The organism is Eisenbergiella massiliensis, assembly GCF_003435485.1.
On sequence record NZ_QVLV01000032.1, the window covers coordinates 39,616 to 65,033 of the forward strand.

At 48.0% G+C, this 25,418-nt stretch carries 23 protein-coding genes and 1 pseudogene; 17 read left to right on the plus strand and 7 right to left on the minus strand.

Features of this window, described 5'->3' with window-relative positions; genetic code table 11:
- Positions 1–112 precede the first annotated feature (112 nt).
- Together DXC51_RS26575 and DXC51_RS26580 are read left to right on the plus strand one after the other, a co-directional pair.
- Positions 113–1,519: an oxaloacetate decarboxylase subunit alpha gene (locus DXC51_RS26575; RefSeq protein WP_021637601.1), complete on the plus strand. Its 1,407-nt coding sequence runs from the start codon at positions 113–115 to the stop codon at positions 1,517–1,519.
- A 109-nt stretch (positions 1,520–1,628) separates the two neighbouring features.
- On the plus strand, positions 1,629–2,072 hold the full coding sequence (locus tag DXC51_RS26580; protein ID WP_025490923.1) for an acyl-CoA thioesterase: 444 nt from the start codon (positions 1,629–1,631) through the stop codon (positions 2,070–2,072).
- Here DXC51_RS26580 and DXC51_RS26585 read toward each other — a convergent pair.
- Complete coding sequence (locus DXC51_RS26585; protein WP_025490924.1) at positions 2,069–2,842, minus strand: helix-turn-helix transcriptional regulator; 774 nt, start codon at positions 2,840–2,842, stop codon at positions 2,069–2,071. The two genes, DXC51_RS26580 and DXC51_RS26585, sit on opposite strands and share 4 nt — an antisense overlap.
- Before the next feature lie 180 nt (positions 2,843–3,022).
- Here DXC51_RS26585 and arfA point away from each other — a divergent pair, with 180 nt between their 5' ends.
- The 7 genes from arfA (at position 3,023) to DXC51_RS26625 (ending at position 14,771) form a co-directional block, all read left to right on the plus strand.
- Positions 3,023–4,525 (plus strand): arabinosylfuranosidase ArfA, encoded by a 1,503-nt coding sequence (arfA, locus tag DXC51_RS26590; protein WP_117545745.1) that lies wholly within the window; start codon positions 3,023–3,025, stop codon positions 4,523–4,525.
- A 208-nt stretch (positions 4,526–4,733) separates the two neighbouring features.
- On the plus strand, positions 4,734–7,277 hold the full coding sequence (locus tag DXC51_RS26595; protein ID WP_242991354.1) for an efflux RND transporter permease subunit: 2,544 nt from the start codon (positions 4,734–4,736) through the stop codon (positions 7,275–7,277).
- Positions 7,274–11,326 (plus strand): hypothetical protein, encoded by a 4,053-nt coding sequence (locus DXC51_RS26600; protein WP_117545746.1) that lies wholly within the window; start codon positions 7,274–7,276, stop codon positions 11,324–11,326. Before DXC51_RS26595 ends, DXC51_RS26600 begins: the two co-directional genes overlap by 4 nt.
- Before the next feature lie 300 nt (positions 11,327–11,626).
- Positions 11,627–12,085: a LytTR family DNA-binding domain-containing protein gene (locus tag DXC51_RS26610; RefSeq protein ID WP_021633684.1), complete on the plus strand. Its 459-nt coding sequence runs from the start codon at positions 11,627–11,629 to the stop codon at positions 12,083–12,085.
- On the plus strand, positions 12,072–12,527 hold the full coding sequence (locus tag DXC51_RS26615; protein WP_117545748.1) for a DUF6608 family protein: 456 nt from the start codon (positions 12,072–12,074) through the stop codon (positions 12,525–12,527). The genes DXC51_RS26610 and DXC51_RS26615 overlap by 14 nt, the downstream gene beginning before the upstream one ends.
- The gene (locus DXC51_RS26620) at positions 12,496–13,176 is read left to right on the plus strand and encodes a hypothetical protein (protein ID WP_243003279.1); all 681 of its coding nucleotides are present in this window, start codon (positions 12,496–12,498) and stop codon (positions 13,174–13,176) included. Before DXC51_RS26615 ends, DXC51_RS26620 begins: the two co-directional genes overlap by 32 nt.
- A gap of 191 nt (positions 13,177–13,367) precedes the next feature.
- A complete protein-coding gene (locus DXC51_RS26625) occupies positions 13,368–14,771 on the plus strand; it encodes an RsmF rRNA methyltransferase first C-terminal domain-containing protein (RefSeq protein ID WP_117545749.1) in 1,404 nt (467 codons plus the stop codon).
- Between the two features lie 32 nt (positions 14,772–14,803).
- Here the strand turns inward: DXC51_RS26625 and DXC51_RS26630 are convergent, their stop codons facing one another.
- The 3 genes from DXC51_RS26630 to DXC51_RS26640 are packed head-to-tail and all read right to left on the minus strand — an operon-like array spanning position 14,804 to position 16,583.
- A complete protein-coding gene (locus DXC51_RS26630) occupies positions 14,804–15,691 on the minus strand; it encodes a GNAT family N-acetyltransferase (protein ID WP_117545750.1) in 888 nt (295 codons plus the stop codon).
- On the minus strand, positions 15,688–16,137 hold the full coding sequence (locus tag DXC51_RS26635; RefSeq protein ID WP_117545751.1) for a DUF3021 domain-containing protein: 450 nt from the start codon (positions 16,135–16,137) through the stop codon (positions 15,688–15,690). The genes DXC51_RS26630 and DXC51_RS26635 overlap by 4 nt, the downstream gene beginning before the upstream one ends.
- 2 nt (positions 16,138–16,139) lie before the next feature.
- A complete protein-coding gene (locus DXC51_RS26640; RefSeq protein WP_035320448.1) occupies positions 16,140–16,583 on the minus strand; it encodes a LytTR family DNA-binding domain-containing protein in 444 nt (147 codons plus the stop codon).
- A 324-nt stretch (positions 16,584–16,907) separates the two neighbouring features.
- On the opposite strand from DXC51_RS26640, the gene DXC51_RS26650 reads away from it, so the two are divergent.
- From DXC51_RS26650 to guaA, 3 genes are all read left to right on the plus strand, one after another.
- Positions 16,908–17,681: an ABC transporter ATP-binding protein gene (locus tag DXC51_RS26650; protein WP_181970210.1), complete on the plus strand. Its 774-nt coding sequence runs from the start codon at positions 16,908–16,910 to the stop codon at positions 17,679–17,681.
- Entirely contained in the window at positions 17,678–18,430 is a 753-nt protein-coding gene (locus tag DXC51_RS26655; protein WP_117545754.1) for an ABC transporter permease, read from the plus strand. The genes DXC51_RS26650 and DXC51_RS26655 overlap by 4 nt, the downstream gene beginning before the upstream one ends.
- A gap of 369 nt (positions 18,431–18,799) precedes the next feature.
- Positions 18,800–20,092: a glutamine-hydrolyzing GMP synthase gene (gene guaA / locus DXC51_RS26660; protein WP_025490936.1), complete on the plus strand. Its 1,293-nt coding sequence runs from the start codon at positions 18,800–18,802 to the stop codon at positions 20,090–20,092.
- Between the two features lie 180 nt (positions 20,093–20,272).
- On the opposite strand, the gene DXC51_RS26665 is transcribed toward guaA, so the two are convergent.
- On the minus strand, positions 20,273–20,692 hold the full coding sequence (locus tag DXC51_RS26665) for a GNAT family N-acetyltransferase (RefSeq protein ID WP_117545755.1): 420 nt from the start codon (positions 20,690–20,692) through the stop codon (positions 20,273–20,275).
- A gap of 13 nt (positions 20,693–20,705) precedes the next feature.
- Positions 20,706–21,233, minus strand: coding sequence for a helix-turn-helix domain-containing protein (locus DXC51_RS26670; RefSeq protein WP_117545756.1), 528 nt, complete (start codon positions 21,231–21,233; stop codon positions 20,706–20,708).
- On the opposite strand from DXC51_RS26670, the gene DXC51_RS26675 reads away from it, so the two are divergent.
- From DXC51_RS26675 to DXC51_RS26690, 4 genes and pseudogenes are all read left to right on the plus strand, one after another.
- A complete protein-coding gene (locus tag DXC51_RS26675; protein WP_181970211.1) occupies positions 21,227–21,604 on the plus strand; it encodes a plasmid mobilization protein in 378 nt (125 codons plus the stop codon). The genes DXC51_RS26670 and DXC51_RS26675 overlap by 7 nt on opposite strands.
- 74 nt (positions 21,605–21,678) lie before the next feature.
- Positions 21,679–22,521 (plus strand): annotated as a pseudogene (locus tag DXC51_RS26680) (AAA family ATPase); the annotation flags it as partial.
- A 366-nt stretch (positions 22,522–22,887) separates the two neighbouring features.
- Positions 22,888–24,108, plus strand: coding sequence for a plasmid recombination protein (locus DXC51_RS26685; RefSeq protein ID WP_117545757.1), 1,221 nt, complete (start codon positions 22,888–22,890; stop codon positions 24,106–24,108).
- Complete coding sequence (locus DXC51_RS26690; protein WP_117545758.1) at positions 24,105–24,410, plus strand: hypothetical protein; 306 nt, start codon at positions 24,105–24,107, stop codon at positions 24,408–24,410. Before DXC51_RS26685 ends, DXC51_RS26690 begins: the two co-directional genes overlap by 4 nt.
- Before the next feature lie 124 nt (positions 24,411–24,534).
- Here DXC51_RS26690 and DXC51_RS26695 read toward each other — a convergent pair whose 3' ends face one another.
- Entirely contained in the window at positions 24,535–24,831 is a 297-nt protein-coding gene (locus tag DXC51_RS26695) for a DUF6809 family protein (protein ID WP_117545759.1), read from the minus strand.
- Positions 24,832–24,953: 122 nt separating this feature from the next.
- On the opposite strand from DXC51_RS26695, the gene DXC51_RS26700 reads away from it, so the two are divergent.
- A complete protein-coding gene (locus tag DXC51_RS26700; protein WP_117545760.1) occupies positions 24,954–25,202 on the plus strand; it encodes a helix-turn-helix domain-containing protein in 249 nt (82 codons plus the stop codon).
- Positions 25,203–25,418: the final 216 nt, after the last annotated feature.

Here is a 25,418-nt window from a genome sequence, read left to right on the forward strand (position 1 = left end):
GGAGCCGCCTTTGCAGTTCAGCCTGCCCGGCAGGTAAGCGGGGTGAGGCTGAACTGTAACGGTCAGTCTTTCAGATTACTACACTTTATTAGAAATTTAGGAGGAAAAGGAAATGTCAGACCCGAAACCCATTAAAATTATGGAAACCGTATTACGTGACGCACATCAGTCTCTGATTGCCACCAGAATGCCTACCGAATTAATGCTTCCCATTGCTGAGAAGATGGACAAGGTTGGCTACGAGGCAGTAGAGTGCTGGGGCGGCGCTACTTTCGATGCATCCATGCGTTTCTTACATGAAGATCCGTGGGAAAGACTGAGAAAGTTAAGGGCAGCTTTCAAGAACACAAAGCTGCAGATGCTGTTAAGAGGACAGAATATTCTTGGATATCGTCATTATGCTGATGATGTGGTTGAGTACTTCGTACAGAAATCCATCGCAAACGGTATTGACGTTATCAGAATTTTTGACTGTCTGAACGACCTGCGTAACCTGGAATGCTCCGTAAAAGCCTGCAATAAGGAAGGCGGACATGCACAGGTAGCTCTGGCTTATACATTGGGCGATGCCTACACCATGGAATACTGGATGAACATTGCCAAAGAAATTGAGAACATGGGTGCAAACTCCATTTGTATCAAGGATATGGCGGGACTTCTGGTTCCTTATGAAGCAGACAGACTGATCCGTTCCATGAAATCCGCTACCAAGCTGCCGATTCAGCTGCATACCCACTATACCTCAGGTGTTGCCAGCATGACATATCTGAAGGCTGTGGAAGCGGGCGTTGATATTATCGACTGTGCAATTTCCCCGTTCGCACTGGGAACCTCCCAGCCTGCAACAGAGGTTATGGTTGAAACCTTCCGCGGAACCCCTTATGATACAGGATATGATCAGGCTCTGCTTGCTGAAATCGCTGATTACTTCAGACCTTACAGAGAAGAGTGCCTGAAGACCGGCCTGATGGATCCCAAGGTTCTCGGCGTTAACATTAAGACTCTTATGTATCAGGTACCCGGCGGTATGCTTTCCAACATGGTTAGCCAGCTGAAGGAACAGAACGCAAGCGACAAGTATGATGCAGTGCTTCAGGAAATCCCCAGAGTCCGTAAGGATCTTGGTGAGCCGCCGCTTGTTACTCCTTCCTCCCAGATCGTTGGTACCCAGGCTGTATTCAACGTTCTGATGGGTGAGAGATATAAAATGGCTACCGATCAGACCAAGGATCTGCTTGCCGGCAAATACGGTGTAACTGTTAAACCTTTCAATCCGGAGGTTCAGAAGAAGGTTATCGGAGACAGGGAAGTTATTACCTGCCGTCCTGCAGACCTGCTTCCTAACGAGCTGGACAAGATTGAATCTGAAATGAAGGAATGGAAACAGCAGGATGAGGACGTACTGAGCTATGCTCTGTTCCCTCAGGTTGCCATGGACTTCTTCAAATACCGTCAGGCGCAGCAGGAGAAGGTTGATATGACTCAGGCTGACACCAAGAACGGCGCTTATCCGGCATAAGCAAAGCAACAGGACAGATATGATAGTGACAGGCGGACATCTGCAGGTGCCCGCCTGTTGTTTATCAGCCGCTGGAAACGCAGTGTCCGGGAAAGGAAGGCAACGAATAATGACAGAAACAAAGGATTATGTAAGAAAAGTACAATATTATGAGACTGACAGAATGGGAATTGTCCATCATTCCAACTATATCCGGTGGATGGAAGAGGCCAGGACGGATGTGCTGGAGCAGATCGGACTTCCTTATGACAAGATTGAGAGAGCGGGGATTCTGATACCGGTTCTGGGCGTATCCTGTGATTACCGTATTTCCTTCCGGTATTCTGAAGTTTTCAGGGTAAAGGTTATTCCGGAGAAGTTCAATGGAATCAAAATGAGCCTGCGGTACGAAATATATGGGCAGGAGGATGGAAAGCTCCATGCAGCGGGGGAGACAAGCCATTGCTTCCTGGACAGGAAAATGAAACCGGTCCATATGAAGAGGGATTATCCTGAAATCTACAGCAGACTGACGGAGTACATGGGAGTGAAGGAAGAGGAAGAAAGCCTCTAACGCATTTTCCCGTATTCCCGGGGAGCGCAGCCGCAGTATTTTTTGAAGTATCTTGTAAAATGCTGCAGGTTGCAAAAACCGCATAGACGCGCTACTTCTTTGACCTGCAGGGCTTCGTTGCTCAGCAGGTTTTTTGCTTTTTCCAACCGGACCTGAAGAAGGTCATTTTTGGGCGTGGTGGAAAAGAACTGGCGGTAGTAGACATAGAACTGGCTCTTTTCCATATTGACGGCCTGGCAGAGGCGTTCCATGGTCCAGTCCTCCTGGCAGTCGGACAGCATTTGCAGACGCAGGCTCTGGAAGGCAGGATAGAGATTCCCTGTATCCTCGCTGCGTACTGCGGAGCTGGTCAGAGTACGGGAAATGGAGATAAACAGCTGGGTAATCAGCGTATGGATGTATTCTTCCCGGAAGTCCGCCGTGGAAAAGTATTCCTGTTGGAGATCTCGGATGAAGGAATCAATCTCCATATAGTTGGCAGGATAAAATATGGTATTTGCCGGGATGCCGAAACGGAGGCAGGGATTGGTGTCGGAAGAAAAGTGCAGATAGCTGTTGCAGAAACGTTTTACAGCCTGATAATGCTGGGGCGTCTGCGGGGTGTAAAGAATACATGCATTTTCCTTGGTGATATGCAGCTTGTCCTCCAGATATACCTTCATTGGAGTTTTCAGGAGAAGAAAAAGGTAATCGCCGCTGCCTGATGGCCTGCAGATCCGGTCATAGTCCTGATTGAAACGGTTGTATTCACAGAAATTGAGAGTCATCATGACAATTTACTCCTCAAAGGGTTTTTCAGGAATCGGGGGTTCCGGATTGAGCATAGCACAGGACCGGAAGAAAAGTCAAATATATCGGAGAAAAAGAACTGGCTTGTTTTTATCTTCCAGATTATGATAGGGTTATTAAGAAGAGGAGATTTGCCGCGTTGGCGGCGGAATGGAGAGGGAATGAAGAAAGCAGAGATTATTGTAGACAAATACTACCTGACAGGAAAGGTAGATAAGAGAATTTTCGGATCCTTTATTGAGCATCTGGGACGTGCGGTATATGAAGGAATTTATCAGGAGAACAGCCCTTTTGCGGATGAGCAGGGGATGAGGAAGGATGTTATCGACCTGGTGAAGGAGCTGCAGGTTCCTATTGTGCGTTATCCCGGCGGAAATTTTGTTTCCGGTTACCACTGGGAAGATGGTGTGGGACCTAAAAGTGAGCGCCCTTCCAAGGTGGATCTGGCCTGGTCCGTTATTGAGACGAACCAGTTTGGGCTGAATGAGTTTGCCGATTGGGCAAAGAAGGCCGGAACGCAGATAATGATGGCGGTAAACCTGGGAACCAGGGGACCGGAGGAAGCCAAGGATGTTCTGGAGTACTGCAATTTTAAGGGAGGCACCTACTACAGCGATCTGAGAAAGAAGCACGGCTATGAGCAGCCCCATGATATCAAGCTTTGGTGCCTGGGAAATGAAATGGACGGCCCCTGGCAGATGGGACATAAGACGGCTAAGGAATACGGCCGTGTGGCGGCGGAAACAAGCCGGCTGATGAAATTCATGGATCCTACCATTGAAACGGTGGCCTGCGGAAGCTCTTCCCTGACCATGGATACCTTCGGCTATTGGGAAGATGAGATGCTCAGTGAGTGCTATGATCAGGTGGATTATCTTTCCCTGCATCAGTATTATGGCAACAGAGACAACAATACTACGGAATTTCTGGCAAATTCCAAGGGGATGGATGAGTTTATTTCCTCCGTGCTTTCTATCTGTGACTGCGTAAAGGCCAAGAAGAGAAGCAAGAAGCAGATCAATCTTTCCTTTGATGAATGGAATGTATGGTATCACAGCAATGAAGCTGATTCTCAGCTGGAAAAATGGGTGCAGGCGCCTCATCAGCTGGAGGATGTATATAATTTTGAGGATGCGCTGCTTGTGGGAAGCATGCTGATCACGATGCTGAGACATGCGGACAGAGTGAAGGTAGCATGCCTGGCACAGCTTGTGAACGTAATTGCTCCGATAATGACTTCCGATACGGGCGCATGGAGACAGACAATTTTTTATCCTTATATGCATGCCAGCGTTTTCGGCAGGGGAACAGTGCTGAACACACTGGTTCAGGCTCCTGTTTATGAAAGCAAAACCTACGGTGAGGTTTCCTGTCTGGACAGCGTATGTATCTGGAATGAAGAGGCGGAAGAACTGACCGTATTTGCAGTGAATAAGGATCTGGAAGAGGATATGCAGGTAACCTGCGATTTCAGACAGTTTGCAGATTATAAGGTCGTTGAGCATATCGTGCTGACCAATGATGATATGAAGGCAGTGAATACGGAGGCTGCTCCGGACTGTGTGGCTCCTGTTTACAGCAATGCTTCCGTTATGGAAGACGGACGTTTCAGCACTGTGTTCGGTAAGCACAGCTGGAATGTGGTAAGGCTGAAGAAGAATTAAGAATAGTAAGCATTGAATTTCAGAAAGCGCTTTCCCCGAAAAGGGAAGGCGTTTTTTATGGTATTTCAGGGGAAAAACCGACGCTTTTGGACACTCGGAGAGAATTGGGTAAAAAAGAATGCGGAATCCAGCTTGCCAATAATCGGTGAGGGGACTATAATTGCCTCTTGTGAAAGTGACTTAAAGTATATGACAAGAGGTGTCTTCGATGGAAGAGAAAAAAGAAAAAGGGAATTTCTGGTTGACGGTGGCCACATTTATTGTCAACAAACGTAAAGCCATTTATGTGCTCTTTTTTATTGCGATTATTTACAGCGTGGTTTCTGTCAATAAGGTTTCGGTGAATCAGGATATTACCAAATATCTGCCGGCGGACAGTGAGACCAACCGGGGGCTGAATCTGATGGAGGAGCAGTTTTTGACCTATGGCAGCGCCAGGGTGATGGTGTCCAATATTACATATACGGATGCTCAAAAGCTGGTGGATGAGCTGGAAGCGGTCAAGGGCGTGAAGGAAGTGGCTTTTGACGATTCCGAGGATCATTACACGGGGACCAATGCTCTTTATGACATTACTTTTTCCGGAGAGGAAGAGGAGCAGGTAAGCAAGGATGCTATGAACGCGGTCAGGGAAACGCTGGCGGACTACGATACCTATGTGTCTACGGAGGTCGGGGCGGAAGAGGAAACAAGCAAAGCCCTGGCAAAGGACATGAATCTGATCCTGGTGCTGGCCGTGATTATAATCGTTGCGGTGCTGCTGCTTTCCACAAAAGCATATATGGAAATTCCGGTGCTGCTGATTACCTTTGGCGTGGCGGCCATTTTGAACAAGGGGACCAACTACTGGCTGGGGACCATCTCCAGCGTCACCGATTCCATTGCGGTGGTGCTGCAGCTGGCGCTGGCGATTGACTATGCCATTATCCTGTGCGACCGTTTTATGGAGGAGCACGAGACGATGGATGCGGAAAGCGCCGTAAAGGTGGCGTTGTCCAAGGCCATACCGGAAATCAGCGCTTCCTCGCTGACCACCATTTCAGGTATGGTGGCCATGATGTTCATGCAGTTCAGGCTGGGCTATGACATGGGTATTGTGCTGGTGAAGGCGATTATTTTCAGCCTGGTTTCCGTATTCCTGCTGATGCCCGGCATCCTGCTGCTTTTTGCCAAAGGGATCGATAACTCCCATCACAGGTGCTATGTCCCTAACATAACGTTTGCAGGGAAGCTGGCGAATAAGACAAAATACATCATACCGCCGCTGTTTGTGCTGGTGCTTGTATTTGCTTTCCTCAAATCCAGCGGATGTGAATATATATATGATACCAGCTCCGTGGAGAGTGCGAAAAAGAGTGAGGCAAAAATCGCCCAGGAGAAGATAGAAGGGGCCTTCGGGACCTCCAATCAGCTGGTGGTTATGGTTCCCAGGGGGAATTATGAGGCGGAAGAGAAGACGCTGAAGGAAATAGAAAAGCTGGATTATGTGGACAGTGCCCTGGGGCTGGCCAATGTGTCCATCAATGATGATTATGTGCTGACAGATAAGATTTCGCCCAGGGATTTTTCGGAGCTGGCGGATTTGGATATTGAGATTGTCAGGCTTCTTTATGTGGCCTACGCTTATAACCAGGAGCAGTACGGACCTGTTTTTACGGGAATTGATGAGTATGATGTCCCGATTATCGACATGTTCCTGTTCCTGTATGATCAGTATGAGCAGGGCTATGTGACGCTGGATGATGAAATGGATAAAAACCTGAATGAGCTGTATGATACGCTGCATGATGCCAAGCAGCAGCTGCAGGGAGAGGATTACAGCCGTTTTGTACTGTCTCTCCGGCTGCCGGTGGAGGGGGAAGAGACTTATGCGGCGATGGATGAGATCAGAGGAATCTGCAGGCGGTTTTATCCCGGGAAGGATGTGATCCTGGTGGGAAATTCCACCAGTGATCATGATCTGATGTCCTCTTTTGGCTCTGATAACCTGATTATCAGCATCCTGACGGCGCTGTTTGTCATGATAATCCTGTTCTTTACCTTCCAGTCCGCGGGACTTCCCGTACTGCTGGTTTTGACGATTCAGGGCAGTATCTGGATTAACTTCTCCGTGCCTGCTTTGTCGGGGGAGCCTGTATTTTTTATCGCGTACCTGATTGTATCCGCAATCCAGATGGGCGCGACCATTGATTATGCGATTGTTATCTCCAACCGGTATCTGCAGCTGAAGCAGCTGATGCCGATAAAAGAGGCAATTGTGGAGACACTGAACCAGTCCTTCCCCACGATTTTTACGTCCGGCTCCATCCTGACCTGCGCGGGCTTCCTGATCGGCAGGATCGCCTCCGATGCCACCGTGGCTTCCATTGGTATTGCGTTGGGACGGGGAACGTTGATTTCCATTATCCTGGTACTGTTCGTGCTGCCGCAGATATTGCTGTTCGGTGACTATATTATTGAAAAGACGGCTCTTACCATAAATCTGTCCAAGTACAATGCCAGGGAAATCGGCGGAAGAATGTCGGTTACAGGGCATGTGAAGGGCTACATTCAGGGCGAAATCGATGCGGATATCAAGGGCAGCTTCCAGGGGAAAATGAATGCATCCCTGGAAACCTGGGTGCCCGGAAAGCAGACGAATATTGACATGCTTGATGGCGGAGGACAGGATGGCGGTACTTTGGAAGATACCGTTTCTCCGGAAGGCTGCGGGGCAGCGGAAGCTGCCGGGAAAGGAGGAGATGAGGAATGAAAGCAAAAGCATATATGAAAAAAACAGCGCTGACTTTTCTGCTGGCCCTTTCTCTCTTTGCCTCCGAAACAGGCAGATGCATGGCGGCAGAGCAAGGCAGCACGGGAAAGCAGGAAAATAGTGCAGCAAAAACAGGTGCAGCGGAAACAGAAACTGCTGTTCAGGAAACAGAAGCTGCGGACAGCATCGAAATATCCAATGTGCAGGAGCTTGAAAGCTTTGCACAGGAATGCAGGAATGACTGGTACAGTTACGGGAAGGTCTTTTCCCTGACTGCGGACATTGATTTGACAGGGACGGATTTTCAGGGAATACCATATTTTAACGGGATGCTGAAAGGAAACGGGCATACCATATCCGGGTTCTCACTTTCCAGGAAAGGTTCCGATTATGGATTTTTCCGCTATCTTGGGAAAAATGCGGTGGTTGAAGAGCTGACTGTGGAAGGGACTGTGCGGATGGACGGCAGCGCGGAAAATGTGGGCGGCCTGGCAGGTATGAATTTCGGCATGCTGTCTGGCTGTTCCTTTCATGGCACAGTGTCCGCATCCAAATCGGTCGGCGGAGTCGTAGGGTATAATAAGGCGGACGGGAAGGTGGTGGGATGCAGTGCATCCGGCACGGTTACGGCCACTAACGGCACCGGCGGTATATGTGGTGAAAATAAAGGGCTGCTTAAGGACTGCGTAAGCGAATGTGTGGTGAATGGAGAGGATTTGAAGCCGACGCTGGATTTGGATGGCGTGGATTTGGGAAGCCTGAATCTGACGCAGAATGTGGTTACCAGAAATGACAGCGGCGGAATTGCAGGGATCACCTCCGGGACTGTCACAGGCTGTATTAACCGCGGCCCGGTGGGGTATGCGCATGTGGGCTACAACGTGGGAGGCATTGCCGGAAGACAGAGCGGAACCATTATTGAATGTGAAAATGAAGGGGAGATTCTGGGACGTAAGGACGTGGGCGGTATTGCCGGCCAGGCTGAGCCTTATATGGAATCCGAATATTTGTCGGACCGTCTGGAAAAGCTGCAGGATGATCTGGGGACTATGAATCGTCTGGTGATACAGATGTCGGATGCTCTCAGCCAGACCTCCAGTGATGCCAGCGAGTATACAAAGGCGCTCCAGAAGCAGTATGAGGATACGATTGACAGCCTGAACCGGGAAGTGAATTCGCTTCGCGATACGATTTCCGAGGATCATCAGGAAACAAGGGACTATATCGACAGTATCAGCAGTGCGCTGGACAACATCGGAAATCTGGGAAATGATACGGTAAAACGGCTGGTGGATGGCGTTCGCAGTGACATCAATAACGCTATGGATACGGTCAACGGCGTTGTCGATGATGTGAAGAATGAGATTGATAAGATTAAGCCGGTTATCCCTGATAAGGGTGAGGATGGCAAGGGCGATACGGATCCTACGGAGACGCCTTCTGAGGATGAGTCGGAAAGCGGTGGGGATGATAAGAACCATTCCGGCGGCAGCGGAGGAAATGGTTCCGATGGCAACGGCGGTTCGGGGAACCAGGGCGGCAGCTCCAGCGGCGGGGAAAGCCCGGACAGCGGAAGTACGGGCGGCAGCACGGCGGACGGAAGCGATAGTACGGGTGGCAGCGGAACCGGCGGAAGCGGAAGTGCAGGCGAAAGCGAATCCGAAGGAAGTAGCAGTGCGGGTGGAAGCGGATCTGAAGGAAGCGGCTCTTCCGGCGGGAATGGAAGTACGGACGACGGCAGCGGTACGGAAAGCAATTCCGGCGGCGGTTCTTCGGACAGCGGTTCCTCCGGAAAGGCGGAAAATCGCGAGAGCGGCAGTTCGGGTGGAAAGGGCAGCGGAAAAACAGAGGAAGCAGGCGTGCAAGGGTCGGACAGCGCACGGGCTTCTGTGCAGAAAAGACAGAATGATGCGGCAGTATATGGTGTAAGGGCGCTTTTGGGACGAAATCAGGTCCGGGAGCTTACTGCGACAGGAGAAGAGGGGGCATTTATCAGCTGTACCGTTGTTGGAGGGACGGGTGATAGGACGGATGATGCTTCCCTAAATGGCGGCAGCAGTTCCGGCGGGAAGGAAGCCGACGGCGGCGGAAACGGTACCGGAGGGAACAGTAACGCCGATGGGAATAGCAGCACTGATGGGAAGAATGAGGATGGCGGCAGTGATGCAGGAGATAATTCCGATGCAAATCCGGGCGATGAAGGCGGGAATATAACCGATGGCAAGGATGAAATCAAAGATGAGATCAAGGATCAAATCGATGACATCAAGGATAAAACCGACAAGAAAAAAGGTGAGCTGAAGAAACCGGAGCCTGATCCGGAGATAGAATCCAACCTAAATAAAATGAAGGACGAAATATCCTCCATCTCCGGGAATATGAAAAATATGCAGAACACCATTTCCTCCACAGGGGATTCGGTATCTGATGCTGCGGGCAATATTTCCAATGAACTGACGGATCAGAGCAAGCTTTCAGGGGATACGATTGACAGCCTGACCGATTCCATTGATGGGGGCATCCAGAGTCTGACGGACAGCATGAAGGGCCTGATGAATACGCAGCAGCGGATTACGGATTCCATGAATGCGGATCTGAACATCCTGATGGGAAACGGCGATCCCCTGCTGGATATTTCCTCCGGAAATGTGACGGAAAAGACGCTGGGAGTTATTTATGGCTGTACGAATAACGGGTCTGTGGACGCGGATATTAACCCCGGCGGTATTGCAGGGACCATGAATGTGGAATACGACTTTGATCCGGAGCTGGATTTGGATTTATCCAAGCTGACGGATGTGGCGGTACGCTCCACCACCAATGATGTGGTGATTCACTGTATAAATTACGGGAAAATAAATGCAAAGAAAAATAACTGCGGCGGCATTGCAGGCAGCGAGGAGCTGGGCCTGATCTATGACTGTGAAAATTACGGCGACATCAGTGCGGAAAGCGGAAAGAAGCTGGGCGGAATCGCCGGTGTCAGCACCAGCACCATCAATAAAAGCTATTCCTTCTGCAATATCAGCGGAGTGGATTATCTGGGCGGCATCGCGGGAGACGGCTATAACATCAGCGGCTGCGCGTCGATGTGTACTCTGGAAAGTGATGAAGGAGAGTATATCGGAAGTATCGCAGGGCATGTGAATGAGGAAGCGGAGCTTTCTGCCAATTATTTTGTTTCCGATGAATGGGGCGGTATTGATAACATCAACTATTATGGCAAGGCCGAGAGCTGTGCCTATGAGGAGCTGGTGCAGAAGGAAGAGATACCCCAGGGCTTTACCACGGTTACCATTACCTTTAAAAATGAGGATGAGGTGTGCGGCACACTGACGATCCCTTACGGCGGAAGCATACAGGAGGAGGATGTGCCGAAGATTTCTGCAGAAGGCGGATATACAAAATGGAACATAGAATTTCCGGTCCGTAGGGTAACGGAAAATATTACGGTAGAAGCCGAAGAACAGAGGTGGACATTGAGCCTGGCCTCTGCACAAAAGGCGGAGAACGGCAAGCCGCTGTTCCTTCTGGAAGGTAATTTCTATGAAAATACGCTTCTTACGCTGGACGAATGCCAGTCTCCGGAAAGAGAAGAAGCCTGTGCCTATGCTTATTCCTGGTCGCTGGAAAACCAGCCTGAGGATGAGAAAACTTCGGAAATGACAGCACATTTCCTCATACCGGAAGGGGCTGACAGCGCACAGGTCTGGATTGCAGGCAGCGACGGTAAGTGGAAAATGGTGGAAACGAAAGAGGACGGAAGCTATCTGACTGCGTCCGTTCCCTATGGCTGTTCCTTTGCTGTTTATGGAATAACAGAAAGCAAGGTTATGTATTACGTGCTTGGCGTTGCCGGTGTGGCGCTTCTTATGGCGGTTATGATTGGCAGAGCAGGAAAACGGAGAAGGAACAGGAGGAAGGCGGCAAAGGAAGATAAGGACACAAAGGACGAGAAGGTCATAAAGGAAGATATGGCCATAAAAGAAAAGAAGGCCACAAAGGAAGAGAAGGACAAAAAGGAAGAAAAGACCACAAAAGAAGATTAGGATACAAAACAAGAATACACAAAAATCGTTATAAATGCCGGATTATAGAATCAGACAGTTCAAGAAGTATATAAAGCTGCGGAACCTTTCACGAAGACTCCGCAGCTTTATATTTTTTTGCAGCTTTATATTTTTTACAGTTATTAATTTTTTTGCAACTTATTCATTTCCAGGTGCAGCTTGCGCATCCTCACATTGCAGGATGAAAATGGTCTGCTATAATCAGTATATGGCTGAAGGCAGTAAGAGAGCTGAAAGCTATTTGAAGGAACGTTCTAAAAATAAAGGTGGAAAAGGGTAATGAAGATTAACAGGTTCCGGGAACCCGGGCTTTCTGAAGATTATATAGACATCCATTACAGGGAATATAATGAGAGAATCAGGAGGATAGTGGCTCTGGCAGGGAAGGAGCCGATGCTTCTGGGAAAACTGGAAGGAGAGCAGGTTTTCCTGAAGCCGGAGGAGGTATATTACTTTGAGGCGGTGGACAGGAAGTGCTTTGCCTGCCTGGAGGAAGAGGTATTTCAGGTGGAACAGGGAATCCAGGCCGTGGCAGAGAAATATTCCGAACTCGGTTTTATCCGTATCAGTAAATCCATTGTGGTAAATATTTACAGAGTACGTAAAATCAAAGCAGATGTGAACATGAAAATGCAGCTTGTGCTGGATAACGGTGAAAAAGTGATTTTGAACCGTTCCTATAAAAATGATTTTCTGCAGTTTATCAGGGAGAGGAGAAATGAACATGCAACTCATTAGCCGTAAAAATTTTTTCCCATCGGTTTGCTGTACCTATACGATATTGTCTCTGTTAAAAATTGCCACTGAGGCCTTTACACAGGGAAAATGGGAAATTGATCAGCAGAATTTTGTTATGATATTCTGTATATCGCTTGTTGCCACCTTTGTACTGTCACAATACTATCGTTTTCAGCGCTTTCCGCCGCTGGCGGTAATTTTGGGGCAGTATCTGGTGATACTTGGCGGAATTATGTTTACTATTTGGGTGATAGGACATTTTACGGAATTATCCGAATATGCTTACTGGGATATGTTCCGGTCCTTCACCATTCCTTATGTGATCATTGCAGGCTGGTATTATATATCACTTTTCCAGGAAATAAAAAAAGCGAATGAAATGCTGGAGGAAATCAGAAAGGAGAAAAAAGATGGAGACAGCTATGAAGACTATGACAGATAAAAAAAGAGGATGGGGGCTTTTATCGCTTGGGCTTGATGCTTTTGCGGGCCTGGGGCTGGAGGTGGTTTATGCTTTTTTGCTGGAACCCCTGCTGTACGGAGCGTCCATGGAGGGGTGGAATACCTGGCAGACGATTGTACACTGGATTATCACCTGTATTTCCTGGGGACTGGTGGCGGCCTGGGTACTGCGGACGGGGGAAAAGAAGTATGGCCTGAAGCTGTTTGAGGGCAGCCTGAAAACGGTTAAGCTCTGGCAGTGGGCGCTGGTGGCGGCGGGAGCGGCACTTAAAATCTACGCCTCTGTGATGGACTGGGGAGGTTTTAAGGTATATCTTGAATGGAAGTCCCATGGCACGCTTCTTTTTATCTTCCAGTACATATATTATGTGTTTGAAACGCTTCTTTTTACGCTGATTCTGGTATTTGCCCAGTTGGCCTTTGAGACCTGGTTTAAAAACCGGAAAATCCCCTATGGCGGGATTGTCATGGGGCTGACTTGGGGGCTTGCCCACATTTTTACCAAAGGAAGTCTTTTGATAGGATTGGAAGGAGTTGCGATTGGGCTTTTGTTCGGTTCGCTTTACCTGCTGCTGAACCGGAACCTGAAGGGAACCATGGTACTGTTTTTCTTATTGTTTGTTCTATAAAATGCAGTTTACAGTCCGTACCCTGTTCAGGCTCCCGCCGTCCGGTGCCTGTTCCTCTGTGTCCGCCGCACGGGACAGGGAAATGTAAAATTACCACTGGCATTCAGGAAGAAAATCTGGTAAAGTTCCTTTAGAAGTGATGTGTCCGTTCGGTCCCCGCTTATGATAATTAACAGAAAGGAACCATGATAATGCTTCCAGAGAGCTTTGTAAACAGAATGAAAGAAATGCTGGGGGAGGAATATGAGGCGTTTTCCGAGGCGCTGAAGGAGGAAAGGCATCAGGCCCTGCGGGTAAATCCGCTGAAGGCGGAGCCGGAGGATTTTGCGCGGACAGGGCCTTTTTCCCTGACGCCGGTTCCCTGGGCGAAAACAGGTTTTTATTATGACAAGGCGCAGCAGCCCGGGAAGCATCCGCTTCATGAAGCGGGCGTTTATTATATCCAGGAGCCCAGTGCCATGGCGCCCGCTCAGTTCCTGCAGGCGCGTCCCGGGGAAAGGGTTCTTGATTTGTGTGCGGCGCCGGGAGGGAAGAGCACCCAGATTGCAGCACAGATGAAGGGTGGGGGACTGCTGGTATGTAATGAAATCCATCCTGCCCGGGCAAAAATACTGTCTGAAAACATAGAACGGATGGGCATCCGCAATGCGGTGGTCACCAATGAGACGCCGGAGCGGCTGGCAGAACGTTTTTCCGGGTTTTTTGACCGGATTCTGGTGGATGCGCCCTGCTCCGGGGAAGGGATGTTCCGCAAAAATGAAGAAGCCTGCGGGGAATGGAGCCTGGAAAATGTGGAGATGTGCGCTGAAAGACAGGATACGATTCTCGACAGCGCGCAGCAGATGCTGCGAAGCGGCGGGCTTCTTGTGTATTCCACCTGCACCTTTTCCCCGCAGGAAAATGAAGGGAGCATCAACCGTTTTCTGGATCGCTTCCCGGATTTTACGCTGGTGAATGTGGATATGCCGGAGGGTTTTGCGGCAGGACGGCCGGACTGGGTGCCTGGCGGAAGAGAAGAGCTTGTCAGGACAATGCGGCTGTGGCCTCATAAAATCAGGGGCGAGGGGCATTTCCTGGCGGTTCTTAAAAAGGAAGGCAGCGTATCGGAGACGGAGCGGATGCCTGTGCGCCGGGACGGCATAAAGGGCCTGTCGGTGAAGGAATATGCGGATTATCTGGAATTTGAAAAGCAGTATCTGACAATAAGGCAGGAAGGGATTTTTATTGCCTTCGGTGATCAGCTTTATCTGGCGCCTCAGGGAATGCCGCCTCTTAAGGGGCTGAAGGTACTGCGGCCGGGACTGCATCTGGGCACGAGAAAAAAGAACCGGTTTGAGCCTTCCCATGCGCTTGCCCTGGCGCTGAAGCCGGAGGAGGTGCGCTTTTCCTGTGACCTTCTCTCAGACAGCCGGGAAATTTATGGCTATCTGAACGGAGAGACGTTCCGGGAGGATGTGGGTGTTTACCGCGAGGAAGGCGGAAAGGGCTGGCATCTGATAACAGCGGACGGCTACAGTATCGGCTGGGGCAAGCTGGCCGGTGGAATCATGAAAAATCATTATCCCAAGGGGCTGAGAAAGAACCGGAGCTGCTGAGGCGGTTTGCAGTATCTGCCAGATGTACAAAATCAGGCATGGGACAGATCGGGAAATCTCAGCCTGTGCCCATCGAAGGGATTTTCTTTCGGAATACGTGTAAAAAGAGTGTCATCCTCATTGGAAAGCGGTGTGAGAAGGCTGTCTGGGATTCCATCCGGCAGAAATCCCAGAACCGCTTTTTGCGTGCCTGCAGGAGCAAGGCAGGACAAAATTTCCTGCAGGGAGTGACCCGGGGGACAGAAAATGTCATGGCAGAGTAACGTCCCGGATGTTACATCCTGCTCTGCGACTGCTGCCGCGTTGTATTCCGGCAGATAATACACACAGTCCTTCAGAAACGAACCGCAGTAAAACATCAGCAGGTTAAAATTATCCAGCGAAGGCAGCAGGGAAAAAGGATTGGACATCCGGTAATGGGCTTCCAGCAGGCTGCGGCCGGAGGGAGAGTCCATATCCAGCCGGCGCGCCTTTCCTCGTTTTATGTCCGCAGAAGGGGCAAGCGGAAGGCTGCACTGGTATTCTGTTTCCCTGCGAAAACCGAAACGGGGATAGAAATCCAGTACGGTTTCGTTGGCAAACAGATAGAAGCCGTCGCAGCGCTCCTCCCAGTCCCTGAAGATTTCTTCAATCAGATAGCGGGAAAGCCCCTGGTTGCGGTAAGCCGGATGGGTCATGACTGTGCCCAGCTGGATATAGTTTTTTATCTGCCCGTTCCAGCGGGTTTTCATTAGATTGACGGATACATTTGCGGCAGCAGTACCGCCGTCCATCAGGGTATAGGGCTGATAGCGCTGTGACCAGCAGCCGTTTTCATACCAGCCCTCAAAGGACAGCTGAAAGGTCTGCATGGCCAGAGCGTTAAAGGCATTTCTTACAGGCGCGGTATCACGCACATTTTTTTCCAGCTTGTATTTCATTTGTTTTCCTGTTCCTCCCTGTTCAGTTCCTTCAGCCGTTCATTCATTTTTCTTGCTTCCCTTCTGTTGTAAAAGAAAAAAATACTCCAGATTGCCGTAAAAATCAGAACGCCCAGGATGATAAAGGTTATCATGTACCATTTATTTTCCAGCGGGATCCATCCCAGGAAAAAAGCGGCCAGAAAATATCCGCTCATGCCAAGCGTGAAATGAATCAGAATCTGTATACCGAGGGAAAGCCTGTCAATTCGGTAAACGATGCTGGTGGAGCCGCAGGCGATACCAACAAATACGGCGCCCAAGACCTGCCTTGGAAAATTATTCACAACAGGCGCAAGGAAAGCCGGGCCGCTGATGAGATAACCGATAAGGCAGGTAAATACGAAAAAGGTGCAGCCCCACGAAATTCCCAGGAAAAGATAGTTGATAACTTTTTTTACGCTCATATCTATACCCCCAGTCGTTGTTTGAATTGCTGACGGTAGCTTCGGGTAATCACTTCCTCCACTCCGTTTTTCATCACAAGCTCCATCGTGCCATTGAAAGAGGCTTCTACATGGCTGATCCGGCGGATGCTGACAAGCGCCGACTTGGAAATGCGCACGAAATTTTTTCCCAGCTGTTTTTCCAGCTCGTACAGAGGCCTGTTTAACAGAAAGCGCCTTTTCTGCCGGTCGTAGAGCGCGAGTTCGCGGCCCTCCGTGCGGATAATTTCTATGGCGTCCGGCTCAATAAGATAGGTTTTCCCATCACGCTGGGCGGGGAACACGTTTTCCTCCCCTTCTTTTTCCAGAAGCGATATGGCGGCCTGCAGGTTCGGGGTCAGCCTGGCGGCGTTTATGACCGCGCAGGGTTCCTGGCAGGCCGGATCGATTTTCAGCTCCACACGCATGGGTGGTTCCCTCCTTTGCAACGGTTTGAGTCTTTCAAAGCGGCTGTGAACTGATTGATTATAACATTTTTCCATTATATCATATCCGCTCTGCGGATATGAGCCTCCGGCGGAATTTAGCGCCCGGATTTCTGCGGCGGGCGTAGAAATCAGCATGCGCAGCTATATAATGTCCCTACGCCGACATTATATCATAAAACGGGGGAAAGGAAATGCGCTTTATCTCCGTTATAAGCAGGTTGCCCTGCAAAACCTGCATTTCACACGCCGTCTGTTGCCGTGCAGGCCGCAGCTGCTTATGATGAAGAAAAAGGAGGAATGCATATGGATAAGACACTTGTAGAAATAGATAGGCTGCGGCTGGATTATGGGTCGGTATGCGCGGTGAAGGACGTATCCTTCCGCATGAAGGCAGGAGAAATACTTGCCGTCATCGGGCCTAACGGCTCCGGGAAAACCTCTACGGTAGAATGTGTGGAGGGTCTGCGCAGGCCCACTTCAGGGAGCGTGCAGGTTTTCGGGGTGAACCCGCTTAAGAACCGCAGTCAGGTGTACCGGGAAATGGGGATACAGCTGCAGGAGGCGGAATATCCTGACAAAATTAAAGTAAAGGAGCTTTGCGGGCTGTTCTCTTCTTTTTATGAAAATCCTGCCGACTGGCATCTGCTCCTACAACAGCTGGGCCTGGGGGAAAAGGCGGGCCGTGCGGTAAAAAAACTGTCCGGCGGGGAAAAACAGCGGCTGTCGGTGCTCCTTGCCCTGCTACCCCGTCCGCGTCTGCTGATCCTTGATGAGCTGACCACCGGGCTTGATCCGGAAATCCGCCACGGCCTGTGGGAAAGCCTGCGGCGGATAAAAGAGGCGGGAACCGGTATTTTGCTGGTGTCCCATTATCTGGATGAGGTGGAGGCCCTTGCGGACCGGCTTCTGTATCTGGTGAACGGACAGCAGGAATTCATGGGGACGCAGGAGGAATTCCGGGCGTATGTGAAACGAAAGACACAGGGGGAAGGCTGGAGGGAGGATATGTCTTTGGAAAAGATGTATCTGTTGATTTCGCCCAAAACGAATGTGGTGACCATGGAGGGGATATTATGAAAAAACTGCTGGCTGTTTTCCGTATTGAGGCATTGCTGTTTCTGAGAGATTTTTATGGCTTCTTTTTTACCTTTGTTTTTCCTCTCCTGATGCTGTTGCTTTATGGGAGCATTTATGGAAATGAGCCTTCGGCTTATTTCGGAGGCAGAGGAACGATGGATGTTTCCGTGCCGGCCTATTCGGCCATGATCATCGGCGTTACCGGGCTGATGGCGTTTCCGCTGACGCTGGCTGGCTATAAGGAAAGCCGGATTTACAAACGCTTTGACGCTACTCCGGCGGGGAAGGGCGTGGTCATTGCGGCGCAGGTGCTTGTCAACCTGCTGATGACGCTGGCCGGCTTTGCGCTGCTGTTTGCGGCTGGAAAGCTGGTTTATGATATCAAAACCGAGGGCAGCTTTTGGGCTATTCTGGGTGCGCTGCTTCTGTCCATCGGCGCTGTTTTTTCCCTGGGTTTTTTCTTTACGGCAATTGCGCGGGATATGAAAATCAGCAACCTTCTCTGTTATGTTTCCTATTTTGTCATGATTTTCCTCTCCGGGGCGACGATGCCGAAGGAAATGTTCCCTGAGGCGGTGAAAAAGTTTTCCGCTTGGCTTCCGCTGACCTATGTGGTGGAGCTTCTGCAGGGCGTATTTCTGGGGGCTGCATTTGAGGAATACAGGAAGAGCCTGGTGGTGCTGAGCACAATCCTGATCGTCTGCACGGCGTCGGGGGCGGCGCTTTACCGGAGGAAGAGCTGGGTGTAACGTTGGGAGGAAATAGGGAGAGCTGCAGGCTGTGGGAGGGGAATGGCAGGGAGTTTGTGAGAGCAAGTGCAATGCGGACAGGAAAATTCCGCAGTAATATGGGATAAATGTGAGAAATTGCCGGAAGAAGCGGGGAAGAGAAAAAAATTTTTAGGCGGGTATACAAAAGCGTGGAAAAAGACAATATTTTCTGGAAAAAACAGGAGTATACAGTTATAATGGTTTTGTGTAGAGATTTTGTAGCAGTTAAGTTCGTTGTACTGTTACGAGATTTGAGAACTTTTTTTGGCAGCAGGACGGCAGGGAGAAGATACGGATTTTCCGTTTTTTCTGCTCCGCTGTCACATCAAAGAACAAGGAGACGTGAAGATGAAACAGGACATGATCGTTATACTGGACCTGGGCAGTACGGAAAACACTGTTGTTGCGCGCGCAATCCGTGACATGGGTGTGTACAGTGAAATCCATCCCCATGACATCACTGTGGATGGGCTGAAGGCTCTGGACAATGTAAAGGGTATTATTTTAAACGGCGGAGAAAACCGCGTGGTTGACGGCAAGGCTGTGGATATCGATCCCGCGCTGTATGACTGCGGTTATCCGGTTATGGCAATTAACCATCCCACTGCCAAATGTGAACAGAAATTTGACTCGGTTCCCGCACAGGAGGTTCTGAAGGATTTTGTTTTGAATCAGTGCAAGGCGGAAACCAACTGGAATATGAAGAATTTCATTGAGGATCAGGTGGAGCTGATTCGCCGTCAGGTGGGAGACAAGAAGGTTCTTCTTGCACTGTCAGGCGGTGTGGATTCCTCAGTAGTGGCCGCTATGCTGATCAAGGCTATCGGTCAGCAGCTGGTATGTGTGCATGTAAACCACGGCCTGATGCGTAAAAATGAGTCTGAAAGCGTAGTCGAGGTATTCCAGAACCAGCTGCATGCAAACCTGATTTATGTGGATGCCACGGAGCGTTTCCTCGGCAAGCTGGAAGGCGTTGCGGATCCGGAACAGAAGAGAAAGATTATCGGCGGAGAGTTTATCCGTGTATTTGAGGAAGAGGCCAGAAAGCTGGACGGCATTCATTTCCTGGGACAGGGAACCATTTATCCCGACATCATCGAAAGCGGTACCAAGACTGCAAAAATGGTAAAATCCCATCACAATGTGGGCGGCCTGCCTGAGGATCTGCAGTTTGAACTGGTAGAGCCTTTGAAGCAGCTGTTCAAGGATGAGGTTCGTGCCTGCGGTATTGAGCTGGGCCTTCCTGCGAGCATGGTTTACCGTCAGCCCTTCCCCGGCCCCGGACTGGGTGTGCGTTGTCTGGGCGCAATTACCCGCGACAGGCTGGAGGCTGTAAGAGAGTCTGATGCGATTCTGAGAGAGGAATTCGAAAAAGCCGGCCTGGATAAGAAGGTTTGGCAGTATTTTACGGTAGTGCCGGACTTTAAGTCGGTTGGTATGAAAAATCATGCCAGATGCTTTGAGTATATGGTGATTATCAGGGCAATCAATACGATTGATGCTATGACCGCAAGCATTGAGAAGGTGGACTGGGATGTGCTGGAGAAGATTACAAACCGGATTCTGAATGAAGTGGAGAATGTGAACCGGGTTTGCTATGATATGTCGCCTAAGCCGCCGGCTACGATTGAGTTTGAGTAACGGACAGAACCCCGGAAATGCTGATAGAATGGGCATTTCCGGGGTTGTTTTATGCCGTTTGGCTCTAAAATGGCTCTAATTATTCTTGACAATAGAAAGTTTGCGAAGCGTACTTTCTATTGTATGATGAATACTGGATTTTGGGCGGGTATCATGATACCTGTCTCTAATATTTTTCAGCTAATTTTTTTTGTGAATTACCTTTCTCATGCCGCTACCGCAAAATTCATGGGGTATCTTTTTAAATCCTAAAGTCTCATAAAAGGCTTCTTTCCCTTTTTCGGCAATTAGAGAAACACTGGAGCGTCCGCCGGGCGGCGTATTCTTTTCTACATAATTCAGTAATTTATGGATAACGGCAGAACCAATACCTTGTCCTTGAAAGGCAGGATTTACAATTACATCTACAATAGTGTAATATAGTCCGTCCCCGATTAGTCTGCCCATAGCGATAGTTTCCTGTTCGCTTTTCACTGTAATAGCATAAAGTGTATGGCTCAAAGCAAAAACAGTCTGTTGCTCTGAAAAGTTATCCCAGTTTACACTTTGCCGTAAGTGAAAATAATCATCATAGTGTAGTGCATTTTCGAGAAAAGTCATATAAACCCTTTCATTAGGTGTTCTCTGGATAGATACGAACAGAGATACCAGAGGTGCCTTTTTTCACAATTCTATTTGTATCAACTAAATGTTGTTTAATCTGTTCACAAGTTTCATTCATCTGTTCCAATTCTTTATTAAATGATTCCTCACTTGGAAATGCGTCTTTGGAAGCAATTAAAATTTCCTGCAATTTCTTAGCCTTTGCAAATTTGGCAAGCCGGCTGTTGATTTCCGGGTGTTTAAAACGAATACATATCGTGTCGGGGATAAGATTTCCCTCACTGTCTTTTTCGCCGTCGATTTCCATGTCTATCTGCTCGTCCATTTTGAAAAGCAGAGTGAGAACATCAGAAGCAGTTTCTATGTCAAAGTCCGTGAATACGTTGATGCTTACGCCTAGAGCGTTGGCAATCTTCAAAAGTTGGTCGGGCTTTGGCTTCCGGCTTCCTAATTCATATTTGCGAATGGTGGTTCCGTCTATACCCGCCAGTTCCCCTAATACATTCTGTGAAATCCCCCGAATTGTTCGGAATGTCATACCCGACAATCAGCTTTCGTATTTCCCCTAGAGAGAGGGAAGAAATTGAAGCAAAGATTTTAGTAAGCGGACTTTCTAAGAAAGATTATTTTGTCCGTTCCTGCATTTATAACTGGGTGTGCGTGGTCGGTAAAAAAGAACTGGTTTATCAGTTAGTAGAGGAATTAAAGGTAATGCAGACCAATATCCGGGAAGTGACAGAGCAGTTTGAAAAGACAGAAATTGCATTAACGCCGGAGGGGTTGGAAGATATGCGGAATGACTGTCTTGATATGTTGAAAGCAATCCTGTGGGTCTTAGACGGAGCAAAATATCTGTGGCAGGATAGTGACGCCGGAGCAGAAGAAAGCCCCAACAGCGGCAACTGTTAGGGCTGTGATAACTGGAAAATCTCTGTTATCAGTGTTTCACAATATAAGTATAGCAGAGGTTTTTTTCAGTGACAATGATTTTTCAGAAATGGAGGGCATTATGGAAGAAACAAAAAACAGAATTACAGATGATTAAAATGTCGGAGATACAGTCGCAGGAGGTATCTTGGCTATGGTTTCCGTTTATCCCATATGGGAAGCTGACAATCGTTCAAGGCGATCCGGGTGACGGAAAGACAACGCTTGTACTCAATATAGTGGCAAAGCTGTCAAAGGGCGAAGGCTTAGATAGTCAAATGAAGCTGAAGGAACCGTTGAATGTGCTTTATCAGACAGCGGAGGACGGGCTTGCCGATACCGTAAAGCCCCGTTTGGAATTGGCAGGAGCGGACTGTGAGAATATTTCTGTCATTGATGAAAGCATAAAATCACTCTCTATGATAGATGAACGATTAGAAGAAGCAATGATAAGGACAAAGGCTAAAATGCTTATTTTAGACCCAATACAAGCCTATTTGGGCGGTGGTATGGATATGAACCGGGCAAATGAAGCAAGGGATATGACAAAGAAGTTGGCGGCTCTGGCAGAGAAATATCAATGTGCCATTGTACTTGTCGGACACATGAACAAAGCGACAGGAAATAAGGCGGCGTATCGTGGTATGGGTTCCATTGATTTCTTTGCAGTCGCAAGGAGCGTCCTATTGGTCGGCAGAGTGGAGGGCGAAGCCAATATAAGGGCGGTTATCCAAATAAAAAATAATCTGGCGGCATTCGGACACCCAAAAGCCTTTGAACTTTCAGAGGGCGGTTTTCAGTGGCTTTGAGACTATGAAATTACGGCTGATGAAGTCTTGGGCGGTATCGCTCCAAAAGTAAATAAAATGGAGCAGGCGAAACGCTTGCTCCGGGAACTGGATAAAATCAGACTGGAGTAGAGAACAGCGCAACAATGCAGAGTATATGAAATTTGCGGACTTTGGACTTGTAAGGTTGCAAAAGATATAGACTTTGTATTGTTGCGGAGTTGAATGAAGCCGGATAAATGGCGGAAGCAAAGCGGCGGAAACAGCCGCTTCCGTCCGCAGGACGATAAGCTGTCCTGTGGACAGCTTGCCCCCGGCAGGGCGCAAAACCTGCTTGCAGGTCTGCATTTTTGATAGGGAACCTGTCAAAAGTGCTTTTGCGTTACTTTCGACGAAAGTAACAAAGCTATGGCGACTTAAACGCCGCCCCTGATTTGCTGAAAGGAGGATAAGACTATCGAGAGGACAATCAGCGGTATGGTGGGAAAAGGCTCCCTCACTCACAATGGCAGAGCGTTCAAGGCAAAGAATGTAAAGGAAGATTATACTCAATACAATATAGAATATTGCAACGAAAATATCAAATCTGTTTATCACGAGTTATTTGATAAAGCCTTAGAACGCTACAATGAAAAGCAGACGCGAAATGATAGGAAGATAAATAATTATTACGAAAAGATACGGACGTCAAAACAGGAAAAATTATTCCATGAAGTCATTTTTCAGATAGGCAATAAAGACGATATGAATGCCCAAAGCGAAAACGGTGAATTAGCAAAGAAAATTCTGGACGAATTTATGAAAAATTTTCAACAAAGAAATCCCAATCTTAAAGTGTTCTCTGCTCATCTCTATATGGACGAAGAAACGCCCCACCTACATATAGATTTTGTCCCGTTCGTATCTGGAAGTAAGAGGGGACTGGACACAAGAGTTTCCATGAAACAGGCGCTTGCTTCTATGGGCTTTAAGGGCGGAACTAAGCAGGAAACAGAATGGAGCCAGTGGATAGCTTCGGAAAAACAGGAATTGGCAAAAGTTATGGAGCGTCAAGACGTTATCTGGAAGCAAAAGGGAACCCATAGAAAGCATTTAAGCGTATTGGATTTTGAAAAGCAGGAACAGGAAAAGGAGGTGCAGATACTTACCTCACAAAAAGAAGAAATCAGCCAGAAAATACAAGAGATACAGAAAAATGTGTCTAGTGAAACAAAAGATTTGAAACGGTTACAAGGGAAGAAACAGGAGATACAGCAGGAAATCATAAAGCTGTCCACTGATAAAAAAGCAACAGAGAGGAATATTCACGTCATTCGTGAAAATCCGGCGTGGCAGTTGCCGGAACCGGCGGCTCTGACAACGGCAAAAACTTATCGGGATAAGAAAGCAATTCCCTTGTTAGAGAAAGTCAAGGAAGCACTGGTGGCGGCGCTGGTTCGGAATGTCCAGTTGATAGAAGCGGCTGATAAATTAAAACAGCAGGTAGAGCGGCTTCAAAGAAATATCAATTATTTGGAGGGACGGGTAAGACAGGTAGAAGAAAAAAATCTTTCGCTTTCAACTGATTTAAAAGATTTTGAGCGTTTGAAATCCGGACTTGGAGAACAAGAGGTAAACACTATTATTGAAGGTCAAAAAGCGGCAGAAATGTGCTTGACGGTTCCTAAACAATACAAAAAAACGGAGGTATCGCTATGACAGACATGGAGAAAAAGGTCATGCTCCGGCTATGTGCAAAGGTTATACAATATGCAGATTTTGAGACAGACCGGCAAGCGAAGCGTTTGGTAAATTGGGTTATACTGGACAATCAGCGGAAGCAGAACAACAATGAAATCTGTTCTCTGATGGCGGAATATAAAAAGGGGGAGCCGGAGCGGAGGGAAAGTATCAGAGAAGCCTTAGAACGAGGGAAAGAAATTTGTGGCAGGAGGGACGAGTTGTATGAAAGCCAGCAGAAAGTGAAGCATAAGCTGTGGAAGTTGGAGCGTGAGATTTGATTTTTCCTTGATTACATATAGAAACATGGCGCTAGCGCCATGATGGAGAGGGCGGACAACGAGATATTGGTTGTTTCGCCCTCTGCGTTTTGGCTGTCAAATGGAGAATTTATGAGCAGAGAAATTATTCTTCATGGTCTGTGTAGTTACCTTGATAAATTTCAATCATTATTCGTGCGCCCAGACGGAAGCCTTCAAGGAATGTACCGGAAAGCTCAAGAGGAATTTCATCAAGCTGTTCGTCCATGATATCAATGAATTTTTCGTGTAGCGGTGGGTCAAGAGATTTTAGTTGTTCAATAAAATTTTCATAGTGTTGGTAGTGTGCTTGACGCATTGAACGATATTCCTCTGTTTTGAGATTGAACTGCTCGGCAGGATAAATCTCACCGTCATACAATCTTAGTAATATGCTTTTCATAAATAGCGTCTCCTTTGCTAAAAGTATTTGAGCGACATTCACTAAATGTCAACTTATTTTATAGTTTAGCATATAATGAAAGAAATGACAATTAGTAAATGTCAAAAATGGGAGAGGACTTTATGTATAAAAATAAGGCAGGGGACGGCGGCAATAATATCTGCGGACAGAAGATAAGAGAAATAAGGGAGAAACTACCAGAGAAAACGTCACAAAGGAAGCTGGCGGATATGCTTCAAAGAGCAGGGTTGGATATTGATAAAAATGCTGTGCAGAGGATAGAGAGCGGTAAACGGTTTGTGACAGATATTGAGTTCAAGGTTATTGCGGAAGTTTTGGGAGTGAGTTATCAGGAATTGCTAGATGACTAAAGATATTTTATTATACGATTATGATAGTTATTTGGGACATGGTGGCGGTACCTTAGTTCTTGTAGCAAATTGGTTGCCAATGTAGTAATATTAAGAATGTGAGTTGAAAACACAATGAAGAAGATAAATATGTGAGAAAGAATTTATAACAATAGTTTAAATAATGATCTCTCGGAATCTTGATTGATCATACCAGAGAATCTGGCAACTGAACAT